20 protein-coding genes are annotated in these 25,113 nt (G+C 41.6%); 7 read left to right on the forward strand and 13 right to left on the reverse strand.

The genetic code is table 11. The features are described from left to right. Positions 1–16: 16 nt before the first annotated feature. The gene (locus tag VS868_RS03105; protein ID WP_345599143.1) at positions 17–1,252 is read right to left on the reverse strand and encodes an FtsX-like permease family protein; all 1,236 of its coding nucleotides are present in this window, start codon (positions 1,250–1,252) and stop codon (positions 17–19) included. An 8-nt stretch (positions 1,253–1,260) separates the two neighbouring features. Between VS868_RS03105 and VS868_RS03110 the strand changes: the two genes are divergently transcribed. After that, a complete protein-coding gene (locus tag VS868_RS03110; protein ID WP_345599144.1) occupies positions 1,261–2,490 on the forward strand; it encodes a DUF1343 domain-containing protein in 1,230 nt (409 codons plus the stop codon). A gap of 291 nt (positions 2,491–2,781) precedes the next feature. Here the strand turns inward: VS868_RS03110 and VS868_RS03115 are convergent, their stop codons facing one another. Together VS868_RS03115 and VS868_RS03120 are read right to left on the reverse strand one after the other, a co-directional pair. Beyond that, on the reverse strand, positions 2,782–3,153 hold the full coding sequence (locus VS868_RS03115; protein ID WP_345599146.1) for a four helix bundle protein: 372 nt from the start codon (positions 3,151–3,153) through the stop codon (positions 2,782–2,784). 174 nt (positions 3,154–3,327) lie between these two features. Continuing rightward, the gene (locus VS868_RS03120; protein ID WP_266069905.1) at positions 3,328–3,819 is read right to left on the reverse strand and encodes a YkgJ family cysteine cluster protein; all 492 of its coding nucleotides are present in this window, start codon (positions 3,817–3,819) and stop codon (positions 3,328–3,330) included. Positions 3,820–3,845: 26 nt separating this feature from the next. Here VS868_RS03120 and VS868_RS03125 point away from each other — a divergent pair, with 26 nt between their 5' ends. Both VS868_RS03125 and VS868_RS03130 read left to right on the forward strand, forming a co-directional pair. Then, on the forward strand, positions 3,846–4,577 hold the full coding sequence (locus VS868_RS03125) for a class I SAM-dependent methyltransferase (protein WP_345599148.1): 732 nt from the start codon (positions 3,846–3,848) through the stop codon (positions 4,575–4,577). Between the two features lies 1 nt (position 4,578). Further along, positions 4,579–5,346 (forward strand): hypothetical protein, encoded by a 768-nt coding sequence (locus VS868_RS03130; protein ID WP_345599149.1) that lies wholly within the window; start codon positions 4,579–4,581, stop codon positions 5,344–5,346. Positions 5,347–5,553: 207 nt separating this feature from the next. Here the strand turns inward: VS868_RS03130 and VS868_RS03135 are convergent, their stop codons facing one another. The 4 genes from VS868_RS03135 to VS868_RS03150 form a co-directional block, all read right to left on the reverse strand. Continuing rightward, complete coding sequence (locus tag VS868_RS03135; protein ID WP_345599150.1) at positions 5,554–7,191, reverse strand: amidohydrolase; 1,638 nt, start codon at positions 7,189–7,191, stop codon at positions 5,554–5,556. A 76-nt stretch (positions 7,192–7,267) separates the two neighbouring features. Then, positions 7,268–8,401 carry a hypothetical protein gene (locus VS868_RS03140; RefSeq protein ID WP_345599151.1) on the reverse strand — a complete coding sequence of 378 codons (1,134 nt, stop codon included), beginning with the start codon at positions 8,399–8,401 and terminating at the stop codon, positions 7,268–7,270. 213 nt (positions 8,402–8,614) lie between these two features. Further along, positions 8,615–10,348, reverse strand: a complete 1,734-nt coding sequence (locus VS868_RS03145; RefSeq protein ID WP_345599152.1) for a TonB-dependent receptor — start codon at positions 10,346–10,348, stop codon at positions 8,615–8,617. A gap of 21 nt (positions 10,349–10,369) precedes the next feature. Continuing rightward, positions 10,370–13,390 (reverse strand): tetratricopeptide repeat protein, encoded by a 3,021-nt coding sequence (locus VS868_RS03150; RefSeq protein ID WP_345599153.1) that lies wholly within the window; start codon positions 13,388–13,390, stop codon positions 10,370–10,372. Between the two features lie 199 nt (positions 13,391–13,589). On the opposite strand from VS868_RS03150, the gene VS868_RS03155 reads away from it, so the two are divergent. Beyond that, a complete protein-coding gene (locus VS868_RS03155) occupies positions 13,590–14,273 on the forward strand; it encodes an ATP-binding cassette domain-containing protein (protein WP_345599154.1) in 684 nt (227 codons plus the stop codon). Positions 14,274–14,662: 389 nt separating this feature from the next. On the opposite strand, the gene VS868_RS03160 is transcribed toward VS868_RS03155, so the two are convergent. The 3 genes from VS868_RS03160 to typA all read right to left on the reverse strand — a co-directional run bounded on the left by VS868_RS03160 (position 14,663) and on the right by typA (position 18,059). Next, positions 14,663–15,795 (reverse strand): IS3 family transposase gene (locus VS868_RS03160; RefSeq protein ID WP_345598845.1). Its coding sequence is split into 2 segments (ribosomal slippage): positions 14,663–15,534 and positions 15,534–15,795, totalling 1,134 coding nucleotides; the frame shifts between segments, so codons are not numbered across the junction. A gap of 134 nt (positions 15,796–15,929) precedes the next feature. Further along, entirely contained in the window at positions 15,930–16,163 is a 234-nt protein-coding gene (locus tag VS868_RS03165) for a uroporphyrinogen decarboxylase (RefSeq protein WP_345599155.1), read from the reverse strand. Positions 16,164–16,259: 96 nt separating this feature from the next. Beyond that, on the reverse strand, positions 16,260–18,059 hold the full coding sequence (typA, locus tag VS868_RS03170; RefSeq protein ID WP_345599156.1) for a translational GTPase TypA: 1,800 nt from the start codon (positions 18,057–18,059) through the stop codon (positions 16,260–16,262). 308 nt (positions 18,060–18,367) lie between these two features. Between typA and VS868_RS03175 the strand changes: the two genes are divergently transcribed. Both VS868_RS03175 and kdsA read left to right on the forward strand, forming a co-directional pair. Next, entirely contained in the window at positions 18,368–18,967 is a 600-nt protein-coding gene (locus tag VS868_RS03175; protein WP_345599157.1) for a hypothetical protein, read from the forward strand. A gap of 57 nt (positions 18,968–19,024) precedes the next feature. Beyond that, positions 19,025–19,843: a 3-deoxy-8-phosphooctulonate synthase gene (kdsA, locus tag VS868_RS03180; protein WP_345599158.1), complete on the forward strand. Its 819-nt coding sequence runs from the start codon at positions 19,025–19,027 to the stop codon at positions 19,841–19,843. A 178-nt stretch (positions 19,844–20,021) separates the two neighbouring features. Here the strand turns inward: kdsA and VS868_RS03185 are convergent, their stop codons facing one another. The 3 genes from VS868_RS03185 to VS868_RS03195 form a co-directional block, all read right to left on the reverse strand. After that, positions 20,022–20,354: a type II toxin-antitoxin system PemK/MazF family toxin gene (locus VS868_RS03185; protein WP_345599159.1), complete on the reverse strand. Its 333-nt coding sequence runs from the start codon at positions 20,352–20,354 to the stop codon at positions 20,022–20,024. Then, positions 20,351–20,596, reverse strand: a complete 246-nt coding sequence (locus VS868_RS03190) for a CopG family transcriptional regulator (RefSeq protein ID WP_345599160.1) — start codon at positions 20,594–20,596, stop codon at positions 20,351–20,353. Before VS868_RS03190 ends, VS868_RS03185 begins: the two co-directional genes overlap by 4 nt. Positions 20,597–20,814: 218 nt before the next feature. Next, complete coding sequence (locus VS868_RS03195) at positions 20,815–23,373, reverse strand: adenosylcobalamin-dependent ribonucleoside-diphosphate reductase (RefSeq protein ID WP_266069881.1); 2,559 nt, start codon at positions 23,371–23,373, stop codon at positions 20,815–20,817. Between the two features lie 309 nt (positions 23,374–23,682). Between VS868_RS03195 and VS868_RS03200 the strand changes: the two genes are divergently transcribed. Next, positions 23,683–25,089, forward strand: a complete 1,407-nt coding sequence (locus tag VS868_RS03200; protein WP_266069880.1) for a mechanosensitive ion channel — start codon at positions 23,683–23,685, stop codon at positions 25,087–25,089. Positions 25,090–25,113 lie beyond the last annotated feature (24 nt).

Consider the following 25,113-nt stretch of genomic DNA (forward strand, 5'->3'; position numbering starts at 1 on the left):
TTTTTGACACTTCTTCCTAATCGAACTTCATGGCCTTTACCGGGGAGATCCTGGTAATGATAAAAGAAGGAATAAGCAGCATTAGCATACACAAAAAGAGGGTACCTAAATTAACTGCTACAATGTACTCCCAGCCAATGTACACAGGTGCTTCGGTCACATAGTAAGTCTCGGGGTTTAGTGGAATAAGCTTGAGGTACTTTTGTGCAAATAACAACCCCAGACCTATTAAATTTCCCCAAAAAAGACCCAGCAGGATTAAATATCCGGCGTTGTACAAAAAGATCTTTCTTACACTCCAGTCGCTGCTGCCAAGGGCTTTTAAGATCCCAATCATTTGTGTGCGTTCCAGGATAAGCACCAAAAGAGCGGTGATCATATTAATGCCTGCCACCAGGATCATGATCCCGATGATAAGCGCGACGTTAAAATCGAAAAGCGATAACCATTCAAAAAGAGAATAATACTGCTGCTTAATGGTGCGGGTATCGAGAAATGATCCGGTATTCTCATAGATCTCCTGCCCTTTCTCTTCCAGCTGACCAAAATCTTCAAGAAAAACCTCGAAATTACCGACTTCATCTTTTTCCCAGCGGTTAATTCGCTGCACATGCCGAATATCGCCCAGCATATAGAGCTCATCAAACTCCTGAAAGCCGGAATTGTAAATTCCCGTGATCTCAAAAGCCCTGATTAACGGCGTCCTGCTGGTTTCATCCCTTAAAAAATAAGTGACTGCTTTGTCTCCCACTTCCAAACCCAGTCTGTTTGCAGTGTAGCGGGAAATAAGCACTTCATTATTCAGCCCGTCGCTAACATTGGGCATCTTGCCTGCTACCAGGAAATCTTCAAAATATTCCCAGTTAAAGTCGGGCCCAACTCCTTTCACAATGATACCCTCAAAGTCGGTTTCAGTCCTGATTACTCCGCCAAGATAGGCCGTGGCCTGGATGTGATCAATTCCATCTACACTGGTAAATTCGGGATAAAAATCCTGTTCGGTCGAGATAGGCGTTAAAGAAACCTGTGAATTGTTGTTGTCATAGCTCGAAATGGTGATATGACCGGTAAAAGCCGACATCTTTTCTCTTATCTTCTGCTGCAGTCCCAGGCTTGTAGCAAAAGCTACCAGCATCATTATCACGCCAATAGCAATTGCAACAATTGCTATTTTTATTATAGGTGCCGATATGCTATTTTTGTGCTGCTTCGCACTAATAAGGCGCCTGGCGATAAACAATTCCAAATTCAAGAGTAGCTATGAGTTTTAGATTTTTCAAAAGTACATTTTTATTCCTAGTTATTACCGCCACCGCCTGCGGAAACAATTCAGGAAATCCTTCGGTTAATTCTGCTGAAGCCAAAAACGAGTCCCCTGCCAAAATTTCAAAAGAGCTGAAGCTGGGTGCTGAAAGAACAGCCTATTATTTGCCATTTTTGGAAGGTAAGAAAGTTGGGCTGGTAGGAAACCAGACCAGTATTATTCCTACGGAAGCAGGAAATGTACATCTTGTAGACACTCTTTTGGCCCTCGACGTGAATTTGGTTAAAGTTTTTGCCCCAGAGCATGGATTCCGGGGTACAGCCGATGCTGGCGAAGTAGTTGAAGACGGAAAAGATCCAAATACCGGCCTGCCGGTAATTTCCCTTTATGGAGACAACAAAAAACCATCTGTACAACAGCTGGAAGGCCTTGATGTTCTGATTTTCGACCTTCAGGATGTGGGAGTGCGCTTCTACACCTATATTTCTACCCTGCATTATGTGATGGAAGCCGCTGCCGAAAATGACATAACATTGATCATTTTTGACCGTCCAAATCCAAACGGTCATTACCTGGACGGGCCGGTGCTCGACCCGCAGCACAAGAGTTTTGTAGGGATGCATCCCATCCCGGTGGTACACGGAATGACCATTGGAGAATACGCAAAAATGACCAATGGCGAGAACTGGTTGAAGAACGGCGTGCAAACCGATCTAAAAGTGATTGAAATGGAAAATTATGTTCACAGCATGCCCTACGATCTTCCTGTAAAACCTTCTCCAAACCTTCCTAATGCAAAGTCAATTAACCTGTACCCCAGCATTTGTTTTTTTGAAGGAACCAACGTTAATGCAGGTCGTGGCACAAGTAAGCAGTTCCAGGTATTTGGCTCCCCTTACCTTTCACAAGACGTATTTCCATTCACTTATGTCCCCGAGCCTAATGAAGGTGCCAAATCTCCAAAGCACCTAAACAAGACCTGCTACGGAAGAGATCTCTCAAATGCAGCGCACCTGGATTATCTTAACCTTGAATGGCTTATAGAAGCATATAATCACAGCTCTCAAAAAGAGGAATTTTTCAACGCATTTTTCACAAAGCTCGCCGGAACCAAAGAACTGCAGAAGCAAATTGAAAACGGTATGACCGCAGAGGCAATACGCGAAACCTGGAAACCTGGCTTAGAAGATTTTAAAACAGTAAGGGAGAAGTATTTGTTGTATTAGTTGCGAGGTGCGGGATTTGAAAGTTGCGGGTTGCAAGTTTGATATGTTGCGGGTTGCGGGTTGAAATTATCAAAGTTGCAGGTTGCATCGTTTCAGGTTTGATAGAGGTTGAATCTTTACCGGAAGTAAATATGTTGCGGGATACGGGTTGCGGGTTGCACGGTTGCAGGTTTATTAGAAGTTGAAAGTTTTTCTGCCGGAAGTATATAGGTTTCGAGTTGCGGGTTGCGGAATTCGTGGTTCAGATTTATACCGCAGAATTATTTAATCAGAAACTTTTAATCTTTGTTCTTAGGTTTTCCAGGATTTCTCAACATATTTTATAAAGGAATTTATTTTGCGACCCAGGTCGTTATAATCATTCTTCAGGTAATGTTGATCTTCCATTATTTCCGGATAAAGATGAAGGATTTTCTCCAAATGATTTATAGTTTCATCATTACTTGCATGTGAATAAACCAGAAACTTTAGAAAATCTCCTTTGTACCTTCTCCTTCCGTAACCTTCAACAATTTTTGTATTTACTGAATCTGCTGACCTTCTAATTTGACTTCCTAATTCATAAAGCTCGTGTCTAGGTAATTTCAAACTTAATGTGTGAACCTTGTAAAATAAAGCTAATGAGGTGCGAAAAATCTCCAGCTCTTTATATGAATTTGCCATAATCTTTATTTTAATTGAAAATTAAAAGATAAGAATTTTGTAGGCACGTACATGAAGTAACTCGGAACTCGGAACTCGGAATTCGGAACCCGCAACGTGCAACAATACTCCTCAACAATTCAACTTGCAACAAAGACAACGTGCAACCCGCAACAACAAGACCCGCAACAAAAACTAAGGCAGTCTCTTCTTCATCTCCTCCACAATCCTGAAAGCTGCCGGGCAAATAGCGACATTTTTAATGGTGAGGTTTGAGATTTTGTGAAAGTCTTTCCGGTTGGTGTGAGGGAATTCACTGCAGGCCTTGGGCCGTACATCGTAGATGAGGCAATAATTGTCGGGAGCCAAAAAAGCACAGGGCACTTCCTGAAGCACGTAATCATTATCTTCATCTATGCGGAGGTACTGGTCAATGAACTGCTGTGGCTTTTGGCGCAGGTGCTTTGAGATGCGCTCAATGTCTTTATTGGTAAACAGAGGTCCGGTGGTTTTACAGCAGTTAGCGCAGGTAAGACAATCGGTTCGGCTAAATTCTTCTTCGTGCAACTCCTGCATTTGCAGGTCAAGATGCCGCGGCGGCTTCTTTTTAAGACGCGAAAAAAATTTCTTATTCTCTGTATGTTTATCTTTGGCCTTTTGCGGAAGCCCATTTAATTCATCCTGCATGCCGCAAAGATAAACAGAACCAACACGTGAACAAGCCAAAAAATAATCCCGATATCTTCGGAAAAGCAATAACTGCTTTCTTCGAGAAAGCTGATGAAACCGATATTGTTGTGCATTCGCCCGACTTTGATGATGATGTGATTCCGGTGCCCTACCTCTTCAGAAGTTATAAAGAAATGCAGCCACTTGAACAGCAAGCCCTCAAATTGTGTCGGGGAAAGGTGCTGGATGTAGGTTGCGGTGCGGGTAGTCATTCCCTGTACCTTCAGCAGGAGCGCAATCTTGTAGTTACAGCTATAGATACTTCAGCCGGAGCTATAAAAGTGTGTCGCAAACGCGGAATTTCGGATGCCAGAAATATTGCTTTTGAAGATCTTTCCGAAGAAAAATTCGATACAATTTTACTGCTGATGAATGGAACAGGTATCGTAGGAAAAATGAAGTTCCTGGATGCCTTTTTTGAGCAGCTAAAGAATCTTCTTGCTGAAAATGGCCAGGTTTTAATTGATTCTTCAGACCTTATTTACCTTTTTGATACCGATGAAGACGGAGGCGTTTGGGTGGATACTACAAACGGTTACTATGGCGAACTCACCTACCGATTGAGCTATAAGGCTGAAACCTCCAATAGTTTTGACTGGTTGTACCTTGATTTTGAATCCTTATCTTTAGCAGCTGACAAGCACCGCTTTAACTGTGAAAAAATATATGAAGGCGAACATTATGATTACCTGGCAAGGCTTACAGTAAAAAAGTAGAATGAAGAAAAATTTCCATGCCGCCTGCATCTTGTTGTTATTCGTTTTAACGGGTTGCAGCATTGATGATGCCGACAAGAAACCTTCGGTGTACAGTAATAATCTGGTTTTGGGCGCTTCGGCACGGGATTTTTTAAGCGATGAAACCTTTACCCGCATTGAACTAGACGTGGTTTACGTGATGGGCCATAAGCCCGAAGACCAGGTGCTGCAAAGCCTAACAAACTTTCTTAAACGCTATACCCACAAGCCGGGTGGCATAAGCCTTAAAACCCGCGCGATTGTAAGCCCTCAAATGGGATCCTATTCTATCAAAGAAATTAAAACGGTTGAAAAACAGCACCGCAGCGTTTTTTCTGAAGATGATAAATTAGGAGTATTTATCTTTTTTGCCGACAACAAAAGTGAGGATAGTAAAGCCAACTTCCGCATTCTAGGAAAAGCTTACCTCAATACCTCACTGGTTATTTTTGACAATCAGGAATTGAGTGATATGGCAGGCAGCGCCTCCCAAAGCGAGATTCAAACAGTGACCCTGCATCACGAATTTGGGCACCTCTTTGGCCTGGTGAACAACGGAAGCCCCGCACAGAGTGAACATGAAGATCCCGATAAAGGCTCCCGGGCGCACTGCAGCGTTGAGGGATGTTTAATGGCAGCGGCCATTGAATTTAGCTCCTCACCTCTCAGTTTTCTTGAAAATGATCAAAATATCCTAGACTTTGACGAGCAGTGCAAGCTCGACCTGAAGGCCAATGGAGGAAAGTAACTGCTGGATTCAAGATCATTGTTGTTTTAGGGAAAGATCCAGGCTCGTTCCACTGCTTATTAAACTTCGGGTAGCATCAGATAAACATTTACTTAGTTCGTTATAACTCACAAAAAACCCCTCAAAAATGTGCTTTTAAGGGGTCCTTTTTCTACTACTTGTACTTCTAAAGTCGTACTTTTAAAATTCGCATTTCTCTAAAGTCTTCTAATTTCCATAAACTTTTTTTCCGTCAAGATAAGTAGCACTGGCTTTCATATCGGGGATTTGTTCTTCAGAAACCTTCAAGATATCCCTGTCTAAAATGACAAAATCGGCATACTTTCCAGGTTCTATCGATCCCTTTTCATCTTCTTCAAAATTGCTGTAAGCTGCCCAAATTGTCATTCCGCGTAAGGCTTCTTCCCGAGAAAGTGCCTGCTCGGGCATATAACCTCCTTCAGGATAATTTTTTGTATCCTTACGTGCCACCGCCGCATAGAAGGTGAGGAATGGGCTCACCTGCTCAACGGGAAAATCTGTGCCCAAAGCGATTATTCCGGCTTCTTCGAGCAGTTTTTTATAGGCATAAGCACCTTTTTCCCGCTCTTCGCCCAGCCTTTCTCCAGCCCAGTACATATCGCTTGTAGCGTGGGTAGGTTGCACTGACGGAATTATATTTTTACTGAAATATTTAAAATCTTCGGGGGCAATTATTTGTGAATGTTCAACTTTCCAACGGCGATCTCCTGCGTCTGAAAGCAGAGAATCGTAAGTCTTTAGCACCACAACATTGGCCGAATCTCCAATGGCATGGGTATTCATTTGGTAAGGCGAATTTGCAATTCTACCGGCTGTCTTCTTAAAATCGGCCACCGAAGAAAGTAAAGCGCCGTAATGGTTATGCTTATCGGAATAAGACTCTTTTAATGCAGCTCCCCTTGACCCCAGGGCACCGTCGGCATAAAATTTCACCGAACGTACATTTAATCTGGGCGTTTTTAGAGGCTCCCTGTCAAGAAAGTAATCCAGGTTCTCTTTTGTATTGCTTATCATTGCGTAGATGCGCACTTCCAACTCCCCAGCCTGCTGCAGGCTGTCTATCAATTCAATGGTAGCACGATCTAATCCTGCATCATTAACGGTAGTTAAACCATATTGAAAAACCTCTTTTTGAGCATCGAGTAAAGCTGCGGTTTGATCTTTAACACTGGCTTCGGGAACTGCGTTCTCTACCAAAGCCATGGGATTGTCTATAAGGATTCCGGTAAGTTTGCCGTTCTTCTTTTCAATTTCTCCCCCTTCTGCAGGAGTGTTTGCTGTAATATTAGCTGCATTGAGCGCCGCCTGATTGGCAAGTAAAGCGTGACCGTCAATTCGTGTGATGGCAACCGGAATATCTGGAAAAAGAATATCAAGCGTATCTTTTACGGGAAACTCCTTTATTTCCCAGTCATTTTGATCCCACCCACGACCTACTATGAAATCGGAATTTTTTTCCTCCTGAAATGCTGTTATTCGTGCAACTACTTCTTCAAAACTGCTAGTGCCGGTAAGATCTACAGCCTGCATGGTACTGCCGAGACCGTAGAAATGTGCGTGTGCATCAATTAATCCGGGAAGAATAGTCTTTCCCTGGGCATCCAATACTTCAGGGGCATTGTATTTCTCCTGCATTTCAGCTGAAGTACCAACAGCAAGGAACTTTCCGTCTTTGACTACGAATGCTTCCGCAGTAGAAAACTGATCGTCTACAGTATATATATTGGCATTGATTACAAGGAGATCGGCTTCTTGTTTCCCGTTGTCATTACATCCGAAGAACATTCCGAAGCATAGAATTAGAAATAGTGCTTTTTTGATCATGTGAAGAGATTTAGGGTAAAAATAGAAAATGCGCTCCAAACAGAAGCGCATTTATAAAGTTTTGGGCACATGAAGTTTAGAACCAGCCCACAATTGCCTCACCTATGGCCTTACGAATATCGGCATTGGCTGCAGCAGCAAGGGCAATAGAAACAAATAAACCTATCATGGCGTAAGCGAAATCTCTAAAGATCATCCTGCCGGCCTTCTTGCGGTGCTTCTTACCTTTTTTGGTACGGGCAAAACTCACGGCGATCTCTCTACCGCCAATGACTCCAAGGAAAACCCAGGTTGTAGACATTGGGACCGTACTAATAAATAATTTATAGATAAGCAAAATCACATAAGTGGCATCGATTAGGGTTGCCGCCCTAACATCCGAAATCCTCGCTTTTTCACTTACTACTTTCTGAATTTTGTCTCCCCGCAGGTAGAAAAGAAGTCCAAGACCTGTAAAGATGGTCAATGCAAAGATGATGAATTGAAAGAGGTCAAGTTGTCTTGGCAGGAAGACGGCGATATTGGCACCATCCTGCATCACCCAAACTCCCCACAATGTACCGCTCACTACCCACTGCACTATGTTCCAGCTCTGGTTGAATTTACGGCTCTTAAAGTACTTTTTGATGGTATTGTACGACAGGTACCAAACCAGGAATGACAGGATGAACGCCATGATGTACCCGGTCCAGGATTTCCATACTACGGAAGTGATCCCCGACGTATCGGCGCTAAACACACTTAAAATAAGAAAAGTGGTAGAAACCGGCATTCTTAAACGGGTAAGAATAAGAAGTACCAGGGGTGCAATTATTTGGAAAAAGCTGAAGTTCTCTGGGTGCGGATATTTAGTAGTGCCATCGGGGTTGAGGAGGCGTTGATAGGTCACATCACCGTCAAAATAGATCCAGCTAAAGGTGACCACCGCAAGGAAAATACTCCCGATGAAGATCCACATTACCCACCATTTTCTATTTTTATTACTTTCGATAAAGGTACCCAGCGACTGTATACTATCATTGGCTACGGTAGCGTAGGCAGCGAAAAAGAACCCGAGCCACATCCCGGCCTGGCCGTAACCGGTAAGGATACCCGCCAGAACAAGTCCTACAATTACTATGGCAAGAAATGTCTTTTCCTGTACCATAAAATCGAGCACGTTCAAGTACGGCCGATTCCTCTTTATCCTCTTAAATTTAGTTTTTGCCATTTGATTATTATAGGGTTTTCAAAAATTGCTAAAAAATGCGAATAAAACTGTCTTTTTTACATTTTTTTTGCGCTGCAAAATTATACACTTCCATAAAACCTCTTTTTATTCCAATGTTATCTAATTGTTAAGATTGTCTAAAATTACTGATATCCTTTCCATAAAAAAAGCCGGTAAGAACCGGCTTTTTGAATATTGTGTTTTTCCTGTTTGTTATCTTCCGAAGTCAAACTTATAAGTAGCTCCTGCCATAACCTGCATTCCCAGCACAGGATAATCTACCCATCTTTCATAGTTATCTCCCAGCAGGTTTTGCCCCCGGGCAAATATTGAAAGCCTGTCGTTGAACCTGTACCCCAGATTAAGGTTAAGGTCAAAATAAGAATCCAGGCTCACTATTTCTGTTCTTACGGAATTGAGTACATCACTGGTTTGGTATATCTCAAAATCCTTGCGCTCGCCCACAAAAAAGACATTTGCACCTGCAAACCATTTTTCTGTGATCTGGTAATCTCCAATCAAATTGGCTCTAAAAGTTGGAAGGTTCCATGCTTCTTCCTCATCACTGGTGTCGTAAACGAAAAACTCCCCATTAACACGCAGGTTAAAGTCACTGTTCACATCAAAATCAAGTTCTCCAAAAAGGGAGATGGTATTTACCTGATCATAAACAACACCAAAAGAGTTACCATAAGCATATTCGGGTTTAGTTCCCGGCTCAGTCATTTCATTGGGATTTGATCTAAAGAGAGGCTTGTAATCTTCGGCCATGTACTTTAAGCGCGTGTTGTAGCCTATATTTGTTGACAATTTTCCTTTAGCACCCACATAAGCATTGTACTGTTGATCTGTAGGGGCTATATCAACTGCAGGTGAAAGAAAAGGGTTCTCTTTAGTAAACTCGTAATAAGAATTTTGTCGCAACTCCCCTTCCAGGCCGGCATAGACAATAAAATAATCGCCTGCGGCACGGTAGCTGGCAGTCACCTGAGGGTAAACGTAAATCCCGCTGTCGCTGTTCTCTGAATCGTAGCTATAGTAAATCGCCGCTCCCAGGTTAAGGGTAAGGTCATCGCGCAGAATAAGAAGGCTCGAAGCTACCCCCAGGTTCATATAGCTGTAACTAAGATCTTCTCCCTCATCAAAATAAGGAGCAAAAGATCCGTTGAGATAATCGAAAATCAGATTGGTGTGAAACAATTCGCCACCAATAGGAATCTCAAGAGTAGGTTTAAAAGTAAGGCGGTGCTCGGTAGATTCAAAATCATCCCCAAAATACCTGTACTTAGCCTCTGCCCTGTCAAAAAAGGAATTTTCCCAATTAATTTCTCCGCCGGCGTACACACTGTAATAATTGTGTTGTGGCTCAAGATTATTTATAACCTCCTGGCTCACTTCATCGCTTCGAACTCCATACCAGTTGAACAACCTGTGCTCTACACCAAAATCTGTATTCCAAATAAGGTTCCTTTTTCGGGAAGAGTAGTTAAGATTGAGTTCGGTATCGTAGTAATGATCATCAAGTTCTACACCGTCAATGCCTCCCTGTGCCGAATTATGGGTGAGAAAAATCCCAAAATTATCGGTACGGGTAACTTCAATATTACTGTAAAACTCAGCGAGGGCACTGGTGTAAGTTCCAAAGCCAAGCGTGATGTAATTGTCAAACAACTTTGGCGGCCGCTGACGTTCTACCGTCGTAGCCCTACCCTTTGCTGGCGTAAAAGTAGAAGCCACAGGTACCGAAAATATACTGTACTGTACAGGCCTCTTCTCCAGGTTCACAGAATCTGAGATCTTTGGAGTCTCTTTTATCTTAAAAGCATCACTTACTGTGGGGGTATAGGGTTTTACCACTTCTACCATCTCGCTCCCAAGATCCTGGGCATACGAGAAGCCGGTGAAAACCAGAAATATGATAAAAATACCTAACGATTTAATTTTCATGGGAAGGTTTTTATGTAATATTTAATTGTTGGTCTCTACAGAAGCATTGGTTTTAGCTTCCTCTGCTTTTATACGGGCAAGTTCCTGCCTGGCCTCTTTTACAACTTCGGGGAACTGCGCGAAATTATTGATCACGTTATCCAGGATGTAAGTTGCCTGGTAAGCATCACCCAAAGCGTAGAAATTCTTAGCCATGAGCACCAGCCCCTTAGCACCATATAATTTATATCCGGAGTAATCACGCGCAAGTCGCTGTACCACGTCATTAGAAGCCTGATGGTTTCCTGCTTTATTTTTAAAATATGCATCATAGTATAAAGCTTCGGCAGCCAATTCTCCGGTGGCCGATTTCTGCACTTCGGCATAAGCGCGTTTTGCACGCTCTTCATTTCCTGTACGCAAGGCGGCACGGGCTATGATTACCTGCGCATCATTCTTTGCATCGGTCTCGGCATCAGGATTTGACAATACCTTTTCGGCATAGGCTACTGCTTCGTTGTAACTACCTTCTTCCAGGTAAGACTTCATCAGGTTAGATTGGGCAAAAATGGTATTTTGAGCAAACGATGCCTGGCTCTCCAACCGCTTTAACAGGGGTATAGCTTCGGAATAATTCCTGCTCTCCAAATAAATTTCAGAAAGCCTTGCCAAAGACTGCTCAAGATATTCTGAAGCCGATCTCTGGATCACGTACTTGTAATACGGAATGCTCTTTTGCTTACTGCCTTCACGGAAGTGTAACTGCCCAAGGTAGAAATTGGCCTGCACAGCATGAATTCCGTTAGGGAAAGAACTAAGATATTTTTGAAGTGCAGTAATTGCTGCTGAAGTATTGTTGTTTTGATATTGTTTCTCTGCCGATTCAAACGTGGTATTATCCAGGTCTACATCGGTCACCTCCACAAAATCCAGGTTTTTAACCCAGTTGGCGTACTCATCGGTCCTGCCCATGTCAACGTATATGAGACGCGCAGTGCTTACTGCCTGAATTGCTTCAGCCGAATTCGGGTAATCGGCAACCACTTTTTTCATTTTCTCCAAAGCCTGAGAAGACTGATCGTTGTTGTAATAGATCAACCCCTGCTTCAGTAAAGCCTGCGGAACAAAAGTACTTCCGGGAACGTCTCTTATAAGCCTGTCATAAGCCTGCATTCCCTGGCTCGTATTGTTCATGGCGACATAAGTATTCCCCAGCTCGTAAGCCGCGTCATCGCGATAGGACGAACGCGGATACTTCTGAAGAAATTCATTTAAAGACGCTATTTTAGTTTCGTTTCGCTGCACAAACCCATAGCTGATGGCTTTTTGAAAAGCAGCATAGTCATTTTCATTTCCGTTTAAAGCAATAGCGGCATTATAAGCCTCCATTGCCGGCCAGTAGCTACTGTTTACAAAGTAGCTGTCTCCCAATCTCACAAAAGCATCATTCCTTCTTGCCTTATCGTGGGAAGTATCATTGGAATAACGCTTAAAATATTCTACTGCACGGTCGTAATCGCGCTGTTTGAAGTATGCATAACCAATATTATAGTCCAGGTTTTCTTTTTCTGAAACTCCCTTTGCGCCACTCATACCGGCAAATTCGCGGTAACCCACCAGTGCATCCTGGAAGTTGCGAAGGTTAAAATCGCTTTCGGCTTTCCAGAAGGTGGCCAAGGCAGTAAATCTTGGATCGCGTCTTTCGCTTAAAGCCAGGTCAAAATATTCTTCGGCCTCTCTGTAGTTTCCTTCTTTATAAAGTTCGAGCCCACGGTAGAAAGCTACCTGCTGGTACACCACGTTATTCTGGAAATTACGGTTTCCTTTAAGCAGGCGCATTGCCTCCTCATAATTTTTTGAAGTGATAAAGGAATTTATCAGCAATTCATTGATCTCTTCTTTAGCAGGTGAATTGGGGTAAGCCTCCAGGTAATTCATCAAAACCTGTGGTGTGCTGGCATAGCTGTTTCCAATCTCGTAGCTTAACTTGGCATAATTAAGAGCAGCATCGGCCTTGATCTCCGGATTGAAATCCATCTCACTTGCATTTTTAAACGCATTGAGGGCCTGTTGTTTCTTATCGGTCTTTAGGTAAGATTGAGCCAGGTGGTAATAAGCATTTTGCGCCACGGCATTTTTACCGTCAATGATCTTATTGAATTCTGAGATCGCGGCTTCATAATCTCCCTGCTGAAAGTAAGCGTAACCCAACTGGTAGTAATCGGTATTATTCCACTTACCTCTTTCCCCCTGGTATTCCTTTAAATAAGGAATAGCTTTATCATACTGCCCAAGGTTGAAGTAACTTTCACCTATGATCTTATTGAGTTCAGACCTGTCGCGGCGATCGGCGCGGGGCAATTGCTCCAGCCCAAGTTCAATGGCCTTTTCAAAATTCCCCTGCTTAAAATTCATATCGGCCTGGAAGTAAGACAGGTCTTCTTCATAGCGTTCGGTATCTTCTACTTCTTCAAAAAGGGCATTTGCCTGCTCATAGTCATCGCCTTCATAAGCCATGAAACCGAGGTAGTATTTGGCCTGGCTGCCGTACTTTTTTGAATCTTTCACCTTATTAAGGTATTCTTCGGCCTCATCATATTGTTTAGCCCTAAAATAAGCATACCCGTTATTGAAGTTAAATCGCTCTTTTTCGGCCTTGCTCAGGTTTCTTTGATCTACAGTATCGTACCATTTTCGGGCAAGAGAGTATTTTCCTGTTTCAAAATAATAGTCGGCAACATCGAGGTAAGCTGCATTTGTTTTAGTGCTGGTAGGATATCGCTGCACAAAATCTTCCATGAGCGCATCGGCCCCGGGTTGGTTCAGGCGAATCGCAGCATTGGCGATATAATAAGCGGCGTTGGCTTTAACCCTTTCATCGTCCACTTCATCCTGTACTTCGTCAAAGAGGGTTTGCGCGGCAAGGTATTGCCCATTGTTGTATAATTCCAGAGCGCGGTTATAATCGGCCAATGCATTTGTTTGAATGGCAGATTGTTGTGAAAAACCGGAAACTGAAAAGAAAACAAAAACAACAAAAAGGCAGATTTTGCAATGTTTCATTCGTAGATTTTATTTTGTTGATGATTCAAAGATATAAGAAACTCTAAGGTAATAACGCCTTTATTGTAAGATAAATTATGCATTCTAGTTAAATGAAACCTAAAATTTAGCTGAAAAAAATTCAATAGAAGAAAAGCAACTCAAGCTCTCATATTTACGTTCTCTTTCTTACTTTTACCTCTCTAAAATGTCATTTTTCATGTCAAATACTGTTCTATACCTAAAAGACGCTGCGATCTACCAACGGGAGACGCTTATTCTTTCTGAAGTAAATATCGAGATTGAAAAAGGGGAATTTGTTTACCTCATAGGAAAGACCGGGACAGGGAAAAGTAGCTTCATGAAAACCCTTTATGGCGATCTGCCACTTACCGAAGGAGAAGGAAGTATTGTAGATTACGACCTGCGCACCCTGCGCGAAAAAGATATTCCCTTTCTACGCCGAAAGCTGGGAGTGGTGTTTCAGGATTTTAAACTACTGAATGATCGCAATGTAAATGACAACCTGCTCTTTGTACTTAAAGCTACCGGCTGGAAAGACAAAGCTGCCATGGATGCCAAGATCGAAGAGGTGCTAAAAAAGGTAGGGATGGGTACCAAAGGTTTTAAAAATCCGTACCAGTTATCTGGTGGGGAGCAACAACGTATTGCCATTGCACGTGCCCTGCTCAATGACCCCGAACTTATCCTGGCCGATGAGCCTACCGGAAACCTCGATCCGCAGACCTCTGTAGAAGTTATGGAAGTACTGCAGCAAATCTCCAAAAACGGAAAGACCATACTTATGGCCACTCACGATTATGCATTACTGCTTAAATACCCTTCAAAAACCCTGAAGTGCGACGGGCAAAAAGTGTTTGAGGTGGTTCAGAAAACTGTATAATTCAAAGGCTCAAGGTTTAAGGTTTAAGGTGCAAAATTCAAGGTTGTTTTATAGTACCAGATTCCAGTGACTGAATTTTAAATTTGAATAATACAACCCAACCTGTTTAGTGGGATTCGTAGAGCGACTGTAGTAATCCTTCTACTTTGAACCTTATGGTGCATTTTTAATTCACCTCGTCTTTATTTCCTCTTTTTCCGGGGATCCTGCCATGTATTAAAAACAGAATATACAATTATCCTGTCCTCAATAATTTCGTAAACAACCAGAAATGGAAATCGTTTCAGGAAAGCTTCTTTATACGGCTTTCTTTTCTGCGGAAAATGCTCAGAGTGAGAAGCAATTCTATTGAAATAAATATTTAAATGATCTAAAAATGTAAGCTTCCCCTAATTAGAACTGCTTGATGATATAAAATTATTGTTTTTGGTTTTATCTGAAGTCGCTAATAGAGAATTATATTCTGCATATTCTATTGGAGCCATTTTTCCTAATGCATCGTGTGGTCTTTGGTTATTGTAATCATCCATCCATACCTGAGTTTGCTCTCTTACCTGATCCAAATCTTCAAATATGTATTTGTTCAAGACTCCTCTTCTGTACGTCCCATTAAATCGTTCAATAAAAGCATTCTGTGTAGGTTTTCCTGGTTGGATATATTGGAAGTTGATCCCATGCATTTGACTCCATTCTGAAGCTATTTTAGCAATAAACTCAGGACCATTGTCCATTCTTATCTTTTGAGGTTTGGTTCTTCGGTTAATTAAATGGTTTAGCACCCAAATTACCCTATTGCTGGGCAAGGAAAAATCAACTTCTATATGAAGTGCTTCCCGGTTGTAATCATCAATAATAGTAAATGCTCTAAATCTTCTTTTGTTATCCAGAACATCTGTTACAAAATCCATACTCCAGGTATGATTAAGGGTCTCTGGCACTTCTAAGGGTTCTTTTACTCTCGCTGGTAATCTTTTCTTCACTTTGCGCCTTAGGCTTAAGCCAAGGTTTTTATATACACGATAAACTCTTTTATGGTTCCACGGCTTTCCTTCCTTACGCAGTCGCTCATAAGCCATCCAAAAACCTTCCTCACTATACTTCTCTGCCTTTTGCTGTAAGGCTTCTTCTATGGGTTTATCATCTTTAGGGAGAGGAGTGTAATAAAACACACTCTTGCTCATTTTTAAGACACGGCACGCCCTGCTTATACCGTAATGAGCAAGTTCTTTAGCTATAGTTCTCTTACGGCAAGGCTTTAGAGCTTTTTTTCGATGATCTCCTTAGCCATCTCATGATCCAGAGAAAGGGTGGCATACATTTGCTTGAGTCGACGGTTCTCTTCTTCAAGTTCTTTAAGTCGCTTAAGCTCTTTACCATTCATACCACTAAAACGCTCTCGCCATTTATAAAAAGCAGCGGTGCTTACACCATATTCACGACTGATCTCGGCAGCTGTTTTACCATTATCGAATTCTTTGAGGATCTTAGAGATTTGCTGTGGAGAAAATTTACTTTTTTTCATACTGTTTAAAATTAAGAATTATTCTACTTTTAAACAGTTCGGTTTTAAGGGAAGCTTACAGTCCTTCGTAAGTCTAATTTCGTAAGTCTACCTGAACTTCTAAAATCGTACTTCGTAAGTCTACCTTCGTTCTTCTAACTTTCCTTCGGTTTAATAAAAAGATAATAGATATTGATTAGTACAATAGCACCATTAGTGATGATGAGCGGCCAGGAATCGAGTAAAATTCCGTAAGCAACGAAGAACAAACATCCAAGGCTGTTGATGTACCTAAGCGTGGTGAGGTTTCTCATAAGAAAAGACAACAGCAAAAAGAATGATGCCAGGTATCCAATCCATTCTATATACGATATTCCTAAAATTTCCATTCCTGAATGATGCTTAGATTGAGGACTTCTATAAAAAAATAAAGCCTGTCAAAAATGCGATTTTTGACAGGCCTTAAGATATAAAATTATTTAATCTTAAATAGTCTTATTTCTTTTACGGTCATTCTCTGTAAGATAGATTTTTCTAAGGCGCAGGTGCTTTGGTGTTACTTCCACATATTCATCTTTCTGAATATACTCCAAAGCCTCTTCTAAAGAGAATTTTATTGCAGGAACGATCTTCGCTTTGTCATCGGCTCCCGATGAACGTACGTTCGAAAGTTTTTTGGTTTTGGTAATGTTCACTACCATATCATCCTGGCGTGAGTTCTCTCCAATTACCTGCCCTTCATAAATATCCTCTCCCGGATCAACAAAGAATTTTCCACGATCCTGAAGTTTATCGATAGAGTAAGGAATTGCTTTACCTTTTTCCATAGAAACCAAAGAACCATTCTGGCGTTCAGGAATACCACCTTTAAGCGGCTGATATTCCTTGTAGCGGTGTGCCATAATAGCTTCTCCGGCAGTTGCAGTCAACAGCTGATTTCTAAGGCCAATGATTCCACGGGATGGAATCTGGAACTGGATGGTCATCCTATCTCCTTTTCCTTCCATGCTCAACATCTCCCCTTTTCTCATGGTCACCATCTCTACTGCTTTTCCTGAAACATCTTCAGGAAGATCTATAGTCAATTCTTCAATTGGCTCACACTTCACACCATCAATTTCTTTGATGATCACCTGTGGCTGACCAATTTGAAGTTCATAACCTTCACGACGCATGGTTTCAATAAGCACTGATAAGTGAAGAACCCCACGGCCAAAGACCATGAATTTATCGGCACTATCAGTCTCCTGCACCCTAAGGGCAAGGTTCTTTTCAAGCTCCTTCATCAGGCGCTCCTTTATGTGTCTTGAAGTAACAAACTTTCCGTCTTTTCCGAAGAAAGGAGAATCGTTGATGGTGAAGAGCATGCTCATTGTTGGCTCATCAATGGCGATGGTTTTAAGACCTTCAGGATTTTCAAAATCGGCTACAGTATCTCCAATCTCAAATCCTTCAAGCCCCACAATAGCACAAATATCCCCGGCGTGTACTTCTTCTATCTTTCTACGGCCAAGACCTTCAAAAGTGTGTAATTCTTTAATTCTTGTCTTTTTGATAGTGCCGTCCCTTTTTACAAGGGCAACAGGCATACCTTCTTTTAAAGTCCCACGTTGAAGGCGACCAATGGCGATCCTTCCGGTAAAGGAAGAAAAGTCAAGAGAAGTGATCAACATTTGTGGAGAACCTTCCTCAACTTTTGGAGAAGGAATATGTTCGATCACCATGTCAAGAAGCGGTTCAATATTTTCGGTTTGGTTTCTCCAGTCGTCGCTCATCCAGTTATTCTTGGCTGAACCATATACTGAAGGAAAATCAAGCTGCCATTCTTCGGCCCCAAGTTCAAACATAAGGTCAAAAACCTTTTCATGAACTTCTTCGGGTGTACAGTTTTCTTTATCAACTTTATTGATCACCACACATGGCTTCAATCCAAGGTCAATAGCTTTTTGAAGTACGAAACGGGTTTGCGGCATAGGCCCTTCAAAAGCATCTACTAAAAGTAGCACGCCATCGGCCATGTTCAACACCCTTTCTACCTCTCCTCCAAAGTCGGCGTGACCAGGAGTATCAATAATGTTGATCTTGGTATCCTTGTAAACTACAGATACGTTTTTGGAAGTAATAGTGATGCCCCGTTCCCTTTCAAGGTCATTGTTGTCCAGGATAAGGTCTCCGGTATTTTCGTTTTCCCTGAAAAGCCTGCAGTGGTACATTATTTTGTCCACCAGGGTGGTTTTTCCGTGGTCAACGTGTGCGATGATCGCGATATTCTTGATAGCTGTCATATAAACGCCTGATTTTTAAAGGCTGCAAAGGTACGTTTATTTTTTCCATTTAAAACAGCTGGGCTTTGAATTAAATTTTTATTTATAAAAACCATAAACAACTGTTTACTAAAAAGTTATGTAACTTATTATAGATTTTATACATCTTAAGCGTGTAGAAGAGGTTGAGGATTTGCCCCAGACATGCCCTAAAACTGAGCTTTCTCATATTTTAAGAATATGAAATTCCTTTTGAGCGTATAATTCAGTAAATTTAAGTAATTAGTATTCAGCATATTAATTAAAAGGTATAACCTAAAACAAAAGCCATGAGAACGAAAGGAAGAATGAAGAAGAAAATACTGCTGTTATGCCTTAGCCTGCTCTTAGCAGTTGCCAATGTGCAGCCCGGTATGACGCAGGTAGATGGCCAGCCAAGTCTTGATTTTCCCATGCAGGATCAATTGGTGAAAACAGCGAAAGAAATAGTAAAAGCCTATGAAACCGGAAACTGGGAAACCCTTAGAAAAGACGCTACTGAAAATGCCATTTTTCACAACCTTGGCAGTTATGACAGCTTAACGATTGACCAGACCATAAAGTACTGGAAAAAAGGGCGGGAATCTGCCACTCCTGTATTATCCGAAGATGGTGTGTGGCTGGGAGTGTCTATAGCCGAAGGTGCCGGGAAGGGAAATTGGGTACTGCATTGGGGTACCAACACCCTTAGCTACCCCAATGGAGAAACTATAAGCTTTCCATACCATGTAGCTCTCAAATTTGAGGGAAATAAGGTAAATGCAGCTCATTTTTATTATGACAACAATAAAATAATAAGAGCTTTGGGTTATGAAATTCAGCCGCCGTTCGAGGAAGAAGAGAGCGAAGATCCTTCCGCAGAAATAGACGGAAGCAAAAAAGGGTCTTAAAAAAGGCATTTCCACATAACGTTCTAAAAAAGGTATCTTTGCAGTAAAATTTTTTCTATGCAACTTGATAAGATACCTCAGATAAAACATACCGACTCCGGAAATTTTTTCCTGCTTGCCGGTCCTTGTGCCATTGAAGGTGAAGATATGGCTTTGCGCATAGCCGAAACCATTGTGGGCATTACCGACAAACTGCAAATTCCTTATATTTTTAAAGGCTCCTTTAAAAAAGCAAACCGCAGCCGTATTGACAGCTTTACCGGAATTGGGGATGAAAAAGCCCTGAAAATTCTTCGGAAAGTTTCTGAAACCTTTGGTGTTCCTACGGTTACAGATATTCATGAACCCGAAGATGCTACTTTAGCTGCAGAATATGTGGATGTACTGCAGATTCCTGCATTTTTGGTCCGTCAAACTGACCTGGTAATTGCAGCTGCTGAAACAGGAAAAGTAGTGAACCTGAAGAAAGGCCAGTTTATGAGTCCGGAAAGCATGAAACATGCAGTTACCAAAGTTCAGGACTGCAATAACGAGCAGGTGATGGTAACCGACAGAGGGACCATGTTTGGCTACCAGGACATGATCGTTGACTTCCGGGGAATACCTACCATGCGCCAGTTTGCGCCTACCGTTCTTGATGTAACGCATTCCCTTCAACAGCCCAACCAGAGCAGCGGCGTAACAGGCGGAAGGCCCGACATGATCGAAACCATTGCCCGTGCGGGAATTGCAACCGGTGCCGACGGAATTTTTATCGAAACTCATTTTGATCCTGCCAATGCAAAAAGTGACGGGGCCAATATGCTGGACATTCAGTATTTAGAGAGATTGTTAAGCAACCTGACAGCGATTAGAAAGACCATAAATTCTTTTTAAGATTAATCTCGTCGCGGATTGCAAATCCGCGCCATCTTAGAATTACACATCGGCACGGATTGCAAATCCGCGCCATCTCATATTAATTATAGACCATATAATTAAAGACCTCACAGGTTTTAAAAACCTGTGAGGTCTTTTTTTCAACGCAGAATGGTAATCCGTGCTGTTACGGTTTTTAATACCTTAATATATCGTCTAAGGTTGTTTTAATAAAATCTACCTGTTCAGAACTTATCTTTCCAATTCTTTTATCCAGCCGGTTTTTGGAAACCGATCTTACATGAAATGTCATGACTTCTGATACTTTTTCTAAACCATTCTCTAAATCTGGTGTAATTATTAAGTTCCCTTTGTAATTTTTAATTTTTGAAGTCAAAGGACATACAATTACCACCTGAAGATATTGGTTAAGAAGATTTCCACTTATTATTACGCAAGGTCTTCTTCCACCTTGTTCGCTTCCAGTAACCGGATCAAGATATAGCTCCCAAATTTCCCCCTGTCTCATTCTGTTAAATGATCTTCAAGGTCCTTAAGATAAGTCACCATCCCTTCCTCAGCAATAGCCATTATTTCTTCGTCTTTGCCTGCTTTAGAATAAGAGCGTGCATACTCCGCCCGGTTCAATTGGTCCAAATATATTCGCAATGCCTTTTCAATGAGGCTATTTTTTGCCACTCCGCGTTTTTTCGCTTCGGAATTTAGTCTATCCAGAAGGTCCTGAGGCAGCGAGGAGGTGAAAGTTCCCATGTCAAAAAAATTTATAGTAAATATATTCTATAAGTATGAATTATACGTAAAAGTTAATATTTTTTTATCAAGGTAGGGAGATCTAAGGATGTAAAGGGAATTAATATAACCCTTACTAAGGTTCAGAACCTGAAAGGGTTGGCCGGGGTTAAAAACAAAAACCCCGCTCCTTTTCAGAAGCGGGGTTTTCCTATTTACCGGGGGACAAAATTTAATTCTTACCCGCATTTAGAGTAGCCACAGCTCTTGCAAACCAGGCAACCTTCAGAAAAAATGATTCCGTCAGGATCTCCACACTCGCCACATTCTTTGTCGGCGGCAGGTGTACCATCGGGGACAAACTGCTTAAGGGCACGTACAACTCCTGCTTTCCAGGTATTGATGCTTTCGTCAAGCAGGTTAAGGTTGTTAATAAGGTCAACTACATATGGGATTGGCATTCCGTGACGAAGTACTCCGGAAATCAATTTTGCATAGTTCCAGTATTCTTCATTAAAAGATCTTGACAATCCTTCAATGGTCACTTTATAGCCATGCTTATCACAGAACTGAAAATCGTACCTTGAGTTTCCATCTTCATCCCTGTTTTTGATCACATATCCTTTTTCTACCCAATTTGGCAGATTGAAAACATCTTCCATTTTTCCGGTGAAGATCTCGTAAGGACGATCATTCAGAATCCCGACAACGGCAAGCCATTTTTCACTTTCGTTATTGAAACGAATGATCCTTGATTCAAGTTTTTTAGGTCGTTTTGGGGCATAGGTTTCAGCAAATACATTTTGAACTGCATCGGCTTTTTTATCCTTTTTATCATCTGAAGAAACAAGGATACCGCTTCGGGAACCATCGCGATAAACTGTAATTCCCTTTAGCCCCTGTCTCCAGGATTCAATATAGATATCACTTACCTTATCTGTAGTCACATCACTGGCAAGGTTGATTGTAGAGCTTATAGAATGCGTGGTATATTTTTGCACCAAAGCCTGCATTTCTACACGTTTTTGCCAGTTAATTTCTGAAGCAGTGGCACCTGCATAAGGACTTTCTTCAATAGCTTCTTTGCCTGAAGCATCCATCCAGGTCTTTACTTTTGGGTGATATACGGTAAATTCTTCAAAAGCATCTCCGGTATCATCAACAAAGGCCACTTTCGCGTTCTTTTCTGAAGCATTGACTTTTCTTCTTCTCTTGTAAGACAACATGAAAACTGGCTCAATTCCTGAAGAAGTTTGAGCGAGCATACTAAGACTTCCTGTAGGAGCTACGGTACTAATAGAAATGTTTCTTCTTCCGTGCTGCATCATGCGGTTATATTGCCCCGGGAATTCTCTCTTCATCATCTGCACGAAATCTGACTTCTCTTCAATAGCAGGATCAAAAACCTTGAATGGTTCTCTTGTGATCGCCATATCGATACTACTGTCAAATTCTCCTTTCAGCTTTGTCTGCATAATTTTGTCAACTACTTCAAGAGCTTCATCGGTATCAAATTTCACTCCAAGGGCAGCAACTGCATCGGCAAGGGCAGTAAATCCTAAACCGGTACGTCTTCCGTTTTTGCCATTTTCAGCAAGTAACTTCCAGGTATCTATTTCATTTTTCTTAATAAAATCTGGCTCTTCGTCCTTATCAATTTTAGCAAGAATCTTTTCTACCGCTTCCAATTCAAGATCTACAAGATCATCCATCAAACGCTGGGTTTCATAGATCACTTTATAGAACTTCTCATGGTTAAAAGAAGCATTTTCAGTAAAAGGATTATCTACAAAATTATATAGGTTAACGGCGATCAATCTACAGGAATCCCCTCCCTGCATGGCAATCTCTGAACATGGATTTGTAGAACTGTTTTTAAACCCGGGATAGAAGGAAGATGTTGAATAGGTATGTTGCTTATCCCAAAAGATCAATCCTGGTTCGGCAGTATTGTGCGCACATCTTATGATGGTATCCCAAAGCTCTTTAGCCCTAACCTTTTTAGTGTATTTAGGGTTCGGACTGTCAATTGGCCAGCGCAGGGTAAAATCGGCATCATCGGTTACCGCCTGCATAAATTCATCTGAAAGCCTTAGAGAAATATTGGCTCCGGTTACTTTTTTAAGGTCCTGCTTTATGGTGATAAAATCTTCAACATCGGGGTGCGCTACATCAATAGTTAGCATCAAAGCTCCGCGTCGGCCATTTTGAGCTACTTCCCTGGTGGTGTTAGAAAACCGCTCCATAAAAGAAACTGCTCCGGTAGTGGTTCCGGCTGCATTTGAGACCTGTGCATTATTGGGGCGTAAACCAGAAAGATCAACACCTACCCCGCAACGCCTTTTAAACAATTGCACCAACTGCTGGTCTGTATGTAAAATTCCGCCGTAAGAATCGTAAACAGGTGGTACCACCACACAATTAGACAAAGAAGCTATCATTTGGTCATTCCCAAGGGCCGCCATGACACTACCCTGCGGAATGCTGTATTTAAAATCCTTGAAAAGCTGGAAAATACGTTCTTCACTTAAGAATTCTCTTGTCTTTCCGTATTCAGAAAGGTTCTCTTTTCCCGCTACACGATCGGCATATTTTGCCTCCATCCGGGCAAATTCCCTCGCCATACGTCTGTGCATATCATCGGGAGTCAACTCAAAAAATTTTCCTTTTTTGTCTTTTACTGCATACTTATTTATCCAGGTAGTGGCTGCAAGCTCATCATTTTTAAAATATTTTAAACATGCTTGCAGTACCTCATCATAGGTATAAGTCTGGGTACTAAATAATTCTTCAACCATGGCCGTTTGTTTTTGTTTTAACTTGAAAGAGGAGTAAAGTTATTTTAATTCAGCAGTTTTAAAAGAGGGCCTGCAGCTTTCTTATTAACTAAAGACTGTTGAAAAAAAATTTGAGATTTTTTCTGAAATCTGGCATTTCCTTTCAGCCCTTACCACTCCTAATTTCGTCTCTACTATCTCTTCATATTTTAGGTAAAAAAATATTAACAACAACCGTAAAATTTTTTTTAAACTCTTGTTAAGTAACTGTGGCATAAGCTCTTTTTAATCTACCTTCAAATACTAACTATCTTAAAAAAACAATAAATTATGGACACACAATTAGAAAACATAGGAGACCGCATTGCCTATTTCCTGCCCAACCTCCTGGGGGCGCTGCTGGTACTTCTCATTGGCTGGCTTATTGCTAAAGGCATTAAAGTTATGGTGGTGAAATTGCTTCGCAAAACCTCCTGGGATGAAAAAATTTTTGGTGGGGATAATATAGATGACACCAATGTTTTTGTTGGGAATATCTTCTATTATTTAATCATGATCATTGTTCTCCTAATCGCTTTAGAGGTTTTAGGAATAAGTGAGGTGCTTGCACCCCTTGAAAATATGCTCAACGAGTTCCTGCTCTTTATTCCCAATTTAATTGGAGCCCTTTTAATTGGATTTATTGGTTATGTGCTGGCAAAATTTGTTGCCAATCTTGTTCACATTGGCGGCGGATTGCTAGACAGGATGATAGATAAAACCGGGTTTAAAGACACAGACCAACTTGTGAACATACTTCGCAAACTGGTATTTATAATCATCTTTATTCCATTTCTCATTCAGGCTTTCAACACCCTGCGCCTGGATGCCATTTCCGAACCCGCCAATGACATCCTTTATGGCTTTACAGAACTTATAGGAGAAATAGTGATCGCTGCCCTCATTCTACTGGTATTTGTTTGGGGTGGTAGATATCTCGCCAATTTCCTGGAAGATCTCTTCAGAAGCATGGGGCTGGACCGCACGGCTGAAAAGATCCAGATCCATAACATGATAGGAGCAGGACAATCGCTTTCAAAACTCGTGGCAAACCTCATTTATTTCTTCCTGGTTTTCTTCGGAATTATTACCGCTGTAGAGATCTTAGGACTTTCGAGACTTACTGAAATACTTCATCAAATTTTGGAGATCACGGGTCAAATCCTCTTTGGTCTTGTCATTCTTGCTATAGGAAATTATATTTCTCTCCTTATATATAACACGATGACGCGCTCAAGCAAGAATCACTTTATTGCAGGCGTTATTCGCTGGTCATCACTCGCTCTTTTCATTGCCATCGCCTTACGAACCATGGGGATTGCCAATGAAATTGTAGAACTTGCCTTCGGATTGATACTTGGTGCCATAGCCGTTGCAGTAGCTTTAAGTTACGGTCTTGGTGGCCGGGAGGCAGCCGGGGAGCATTTTAGAGATATTATTCAGAAGTTTAGAAGCGAAGCAGCCGATGCCCGGGACACAAACCGGGACAACCCTGATGTGCGAAACACCGAAAGGAAATTTCCGCCAGAAGGTACCGGCGCCGGAAATGCCAGTACCCCGAAAACTTCCAGGGATACTTCAGGTGACAAACCAGGTGACAATTCGGGATCTAATCCTTCAAAACCCAATCCTCCCCGAAATCCTGATAAAAACGGGCCGGCAGGTGCAGGACCAAACGATCCTATTAATCCGACTTAATAGGAAAATAGTTGTCAAAAATGT

Origin of the sequence: Salinimicrobium sp. 3283s, assembly GCF_039602225.1 — a bacterium.
Taxonomy (GTDB): Bacteria; Bacteroidota; Bacteroidia; order Flavobacteriales; family Flavobacteriaceae; genus Salinimicrobium; species Salinimicrobium profundisediminis.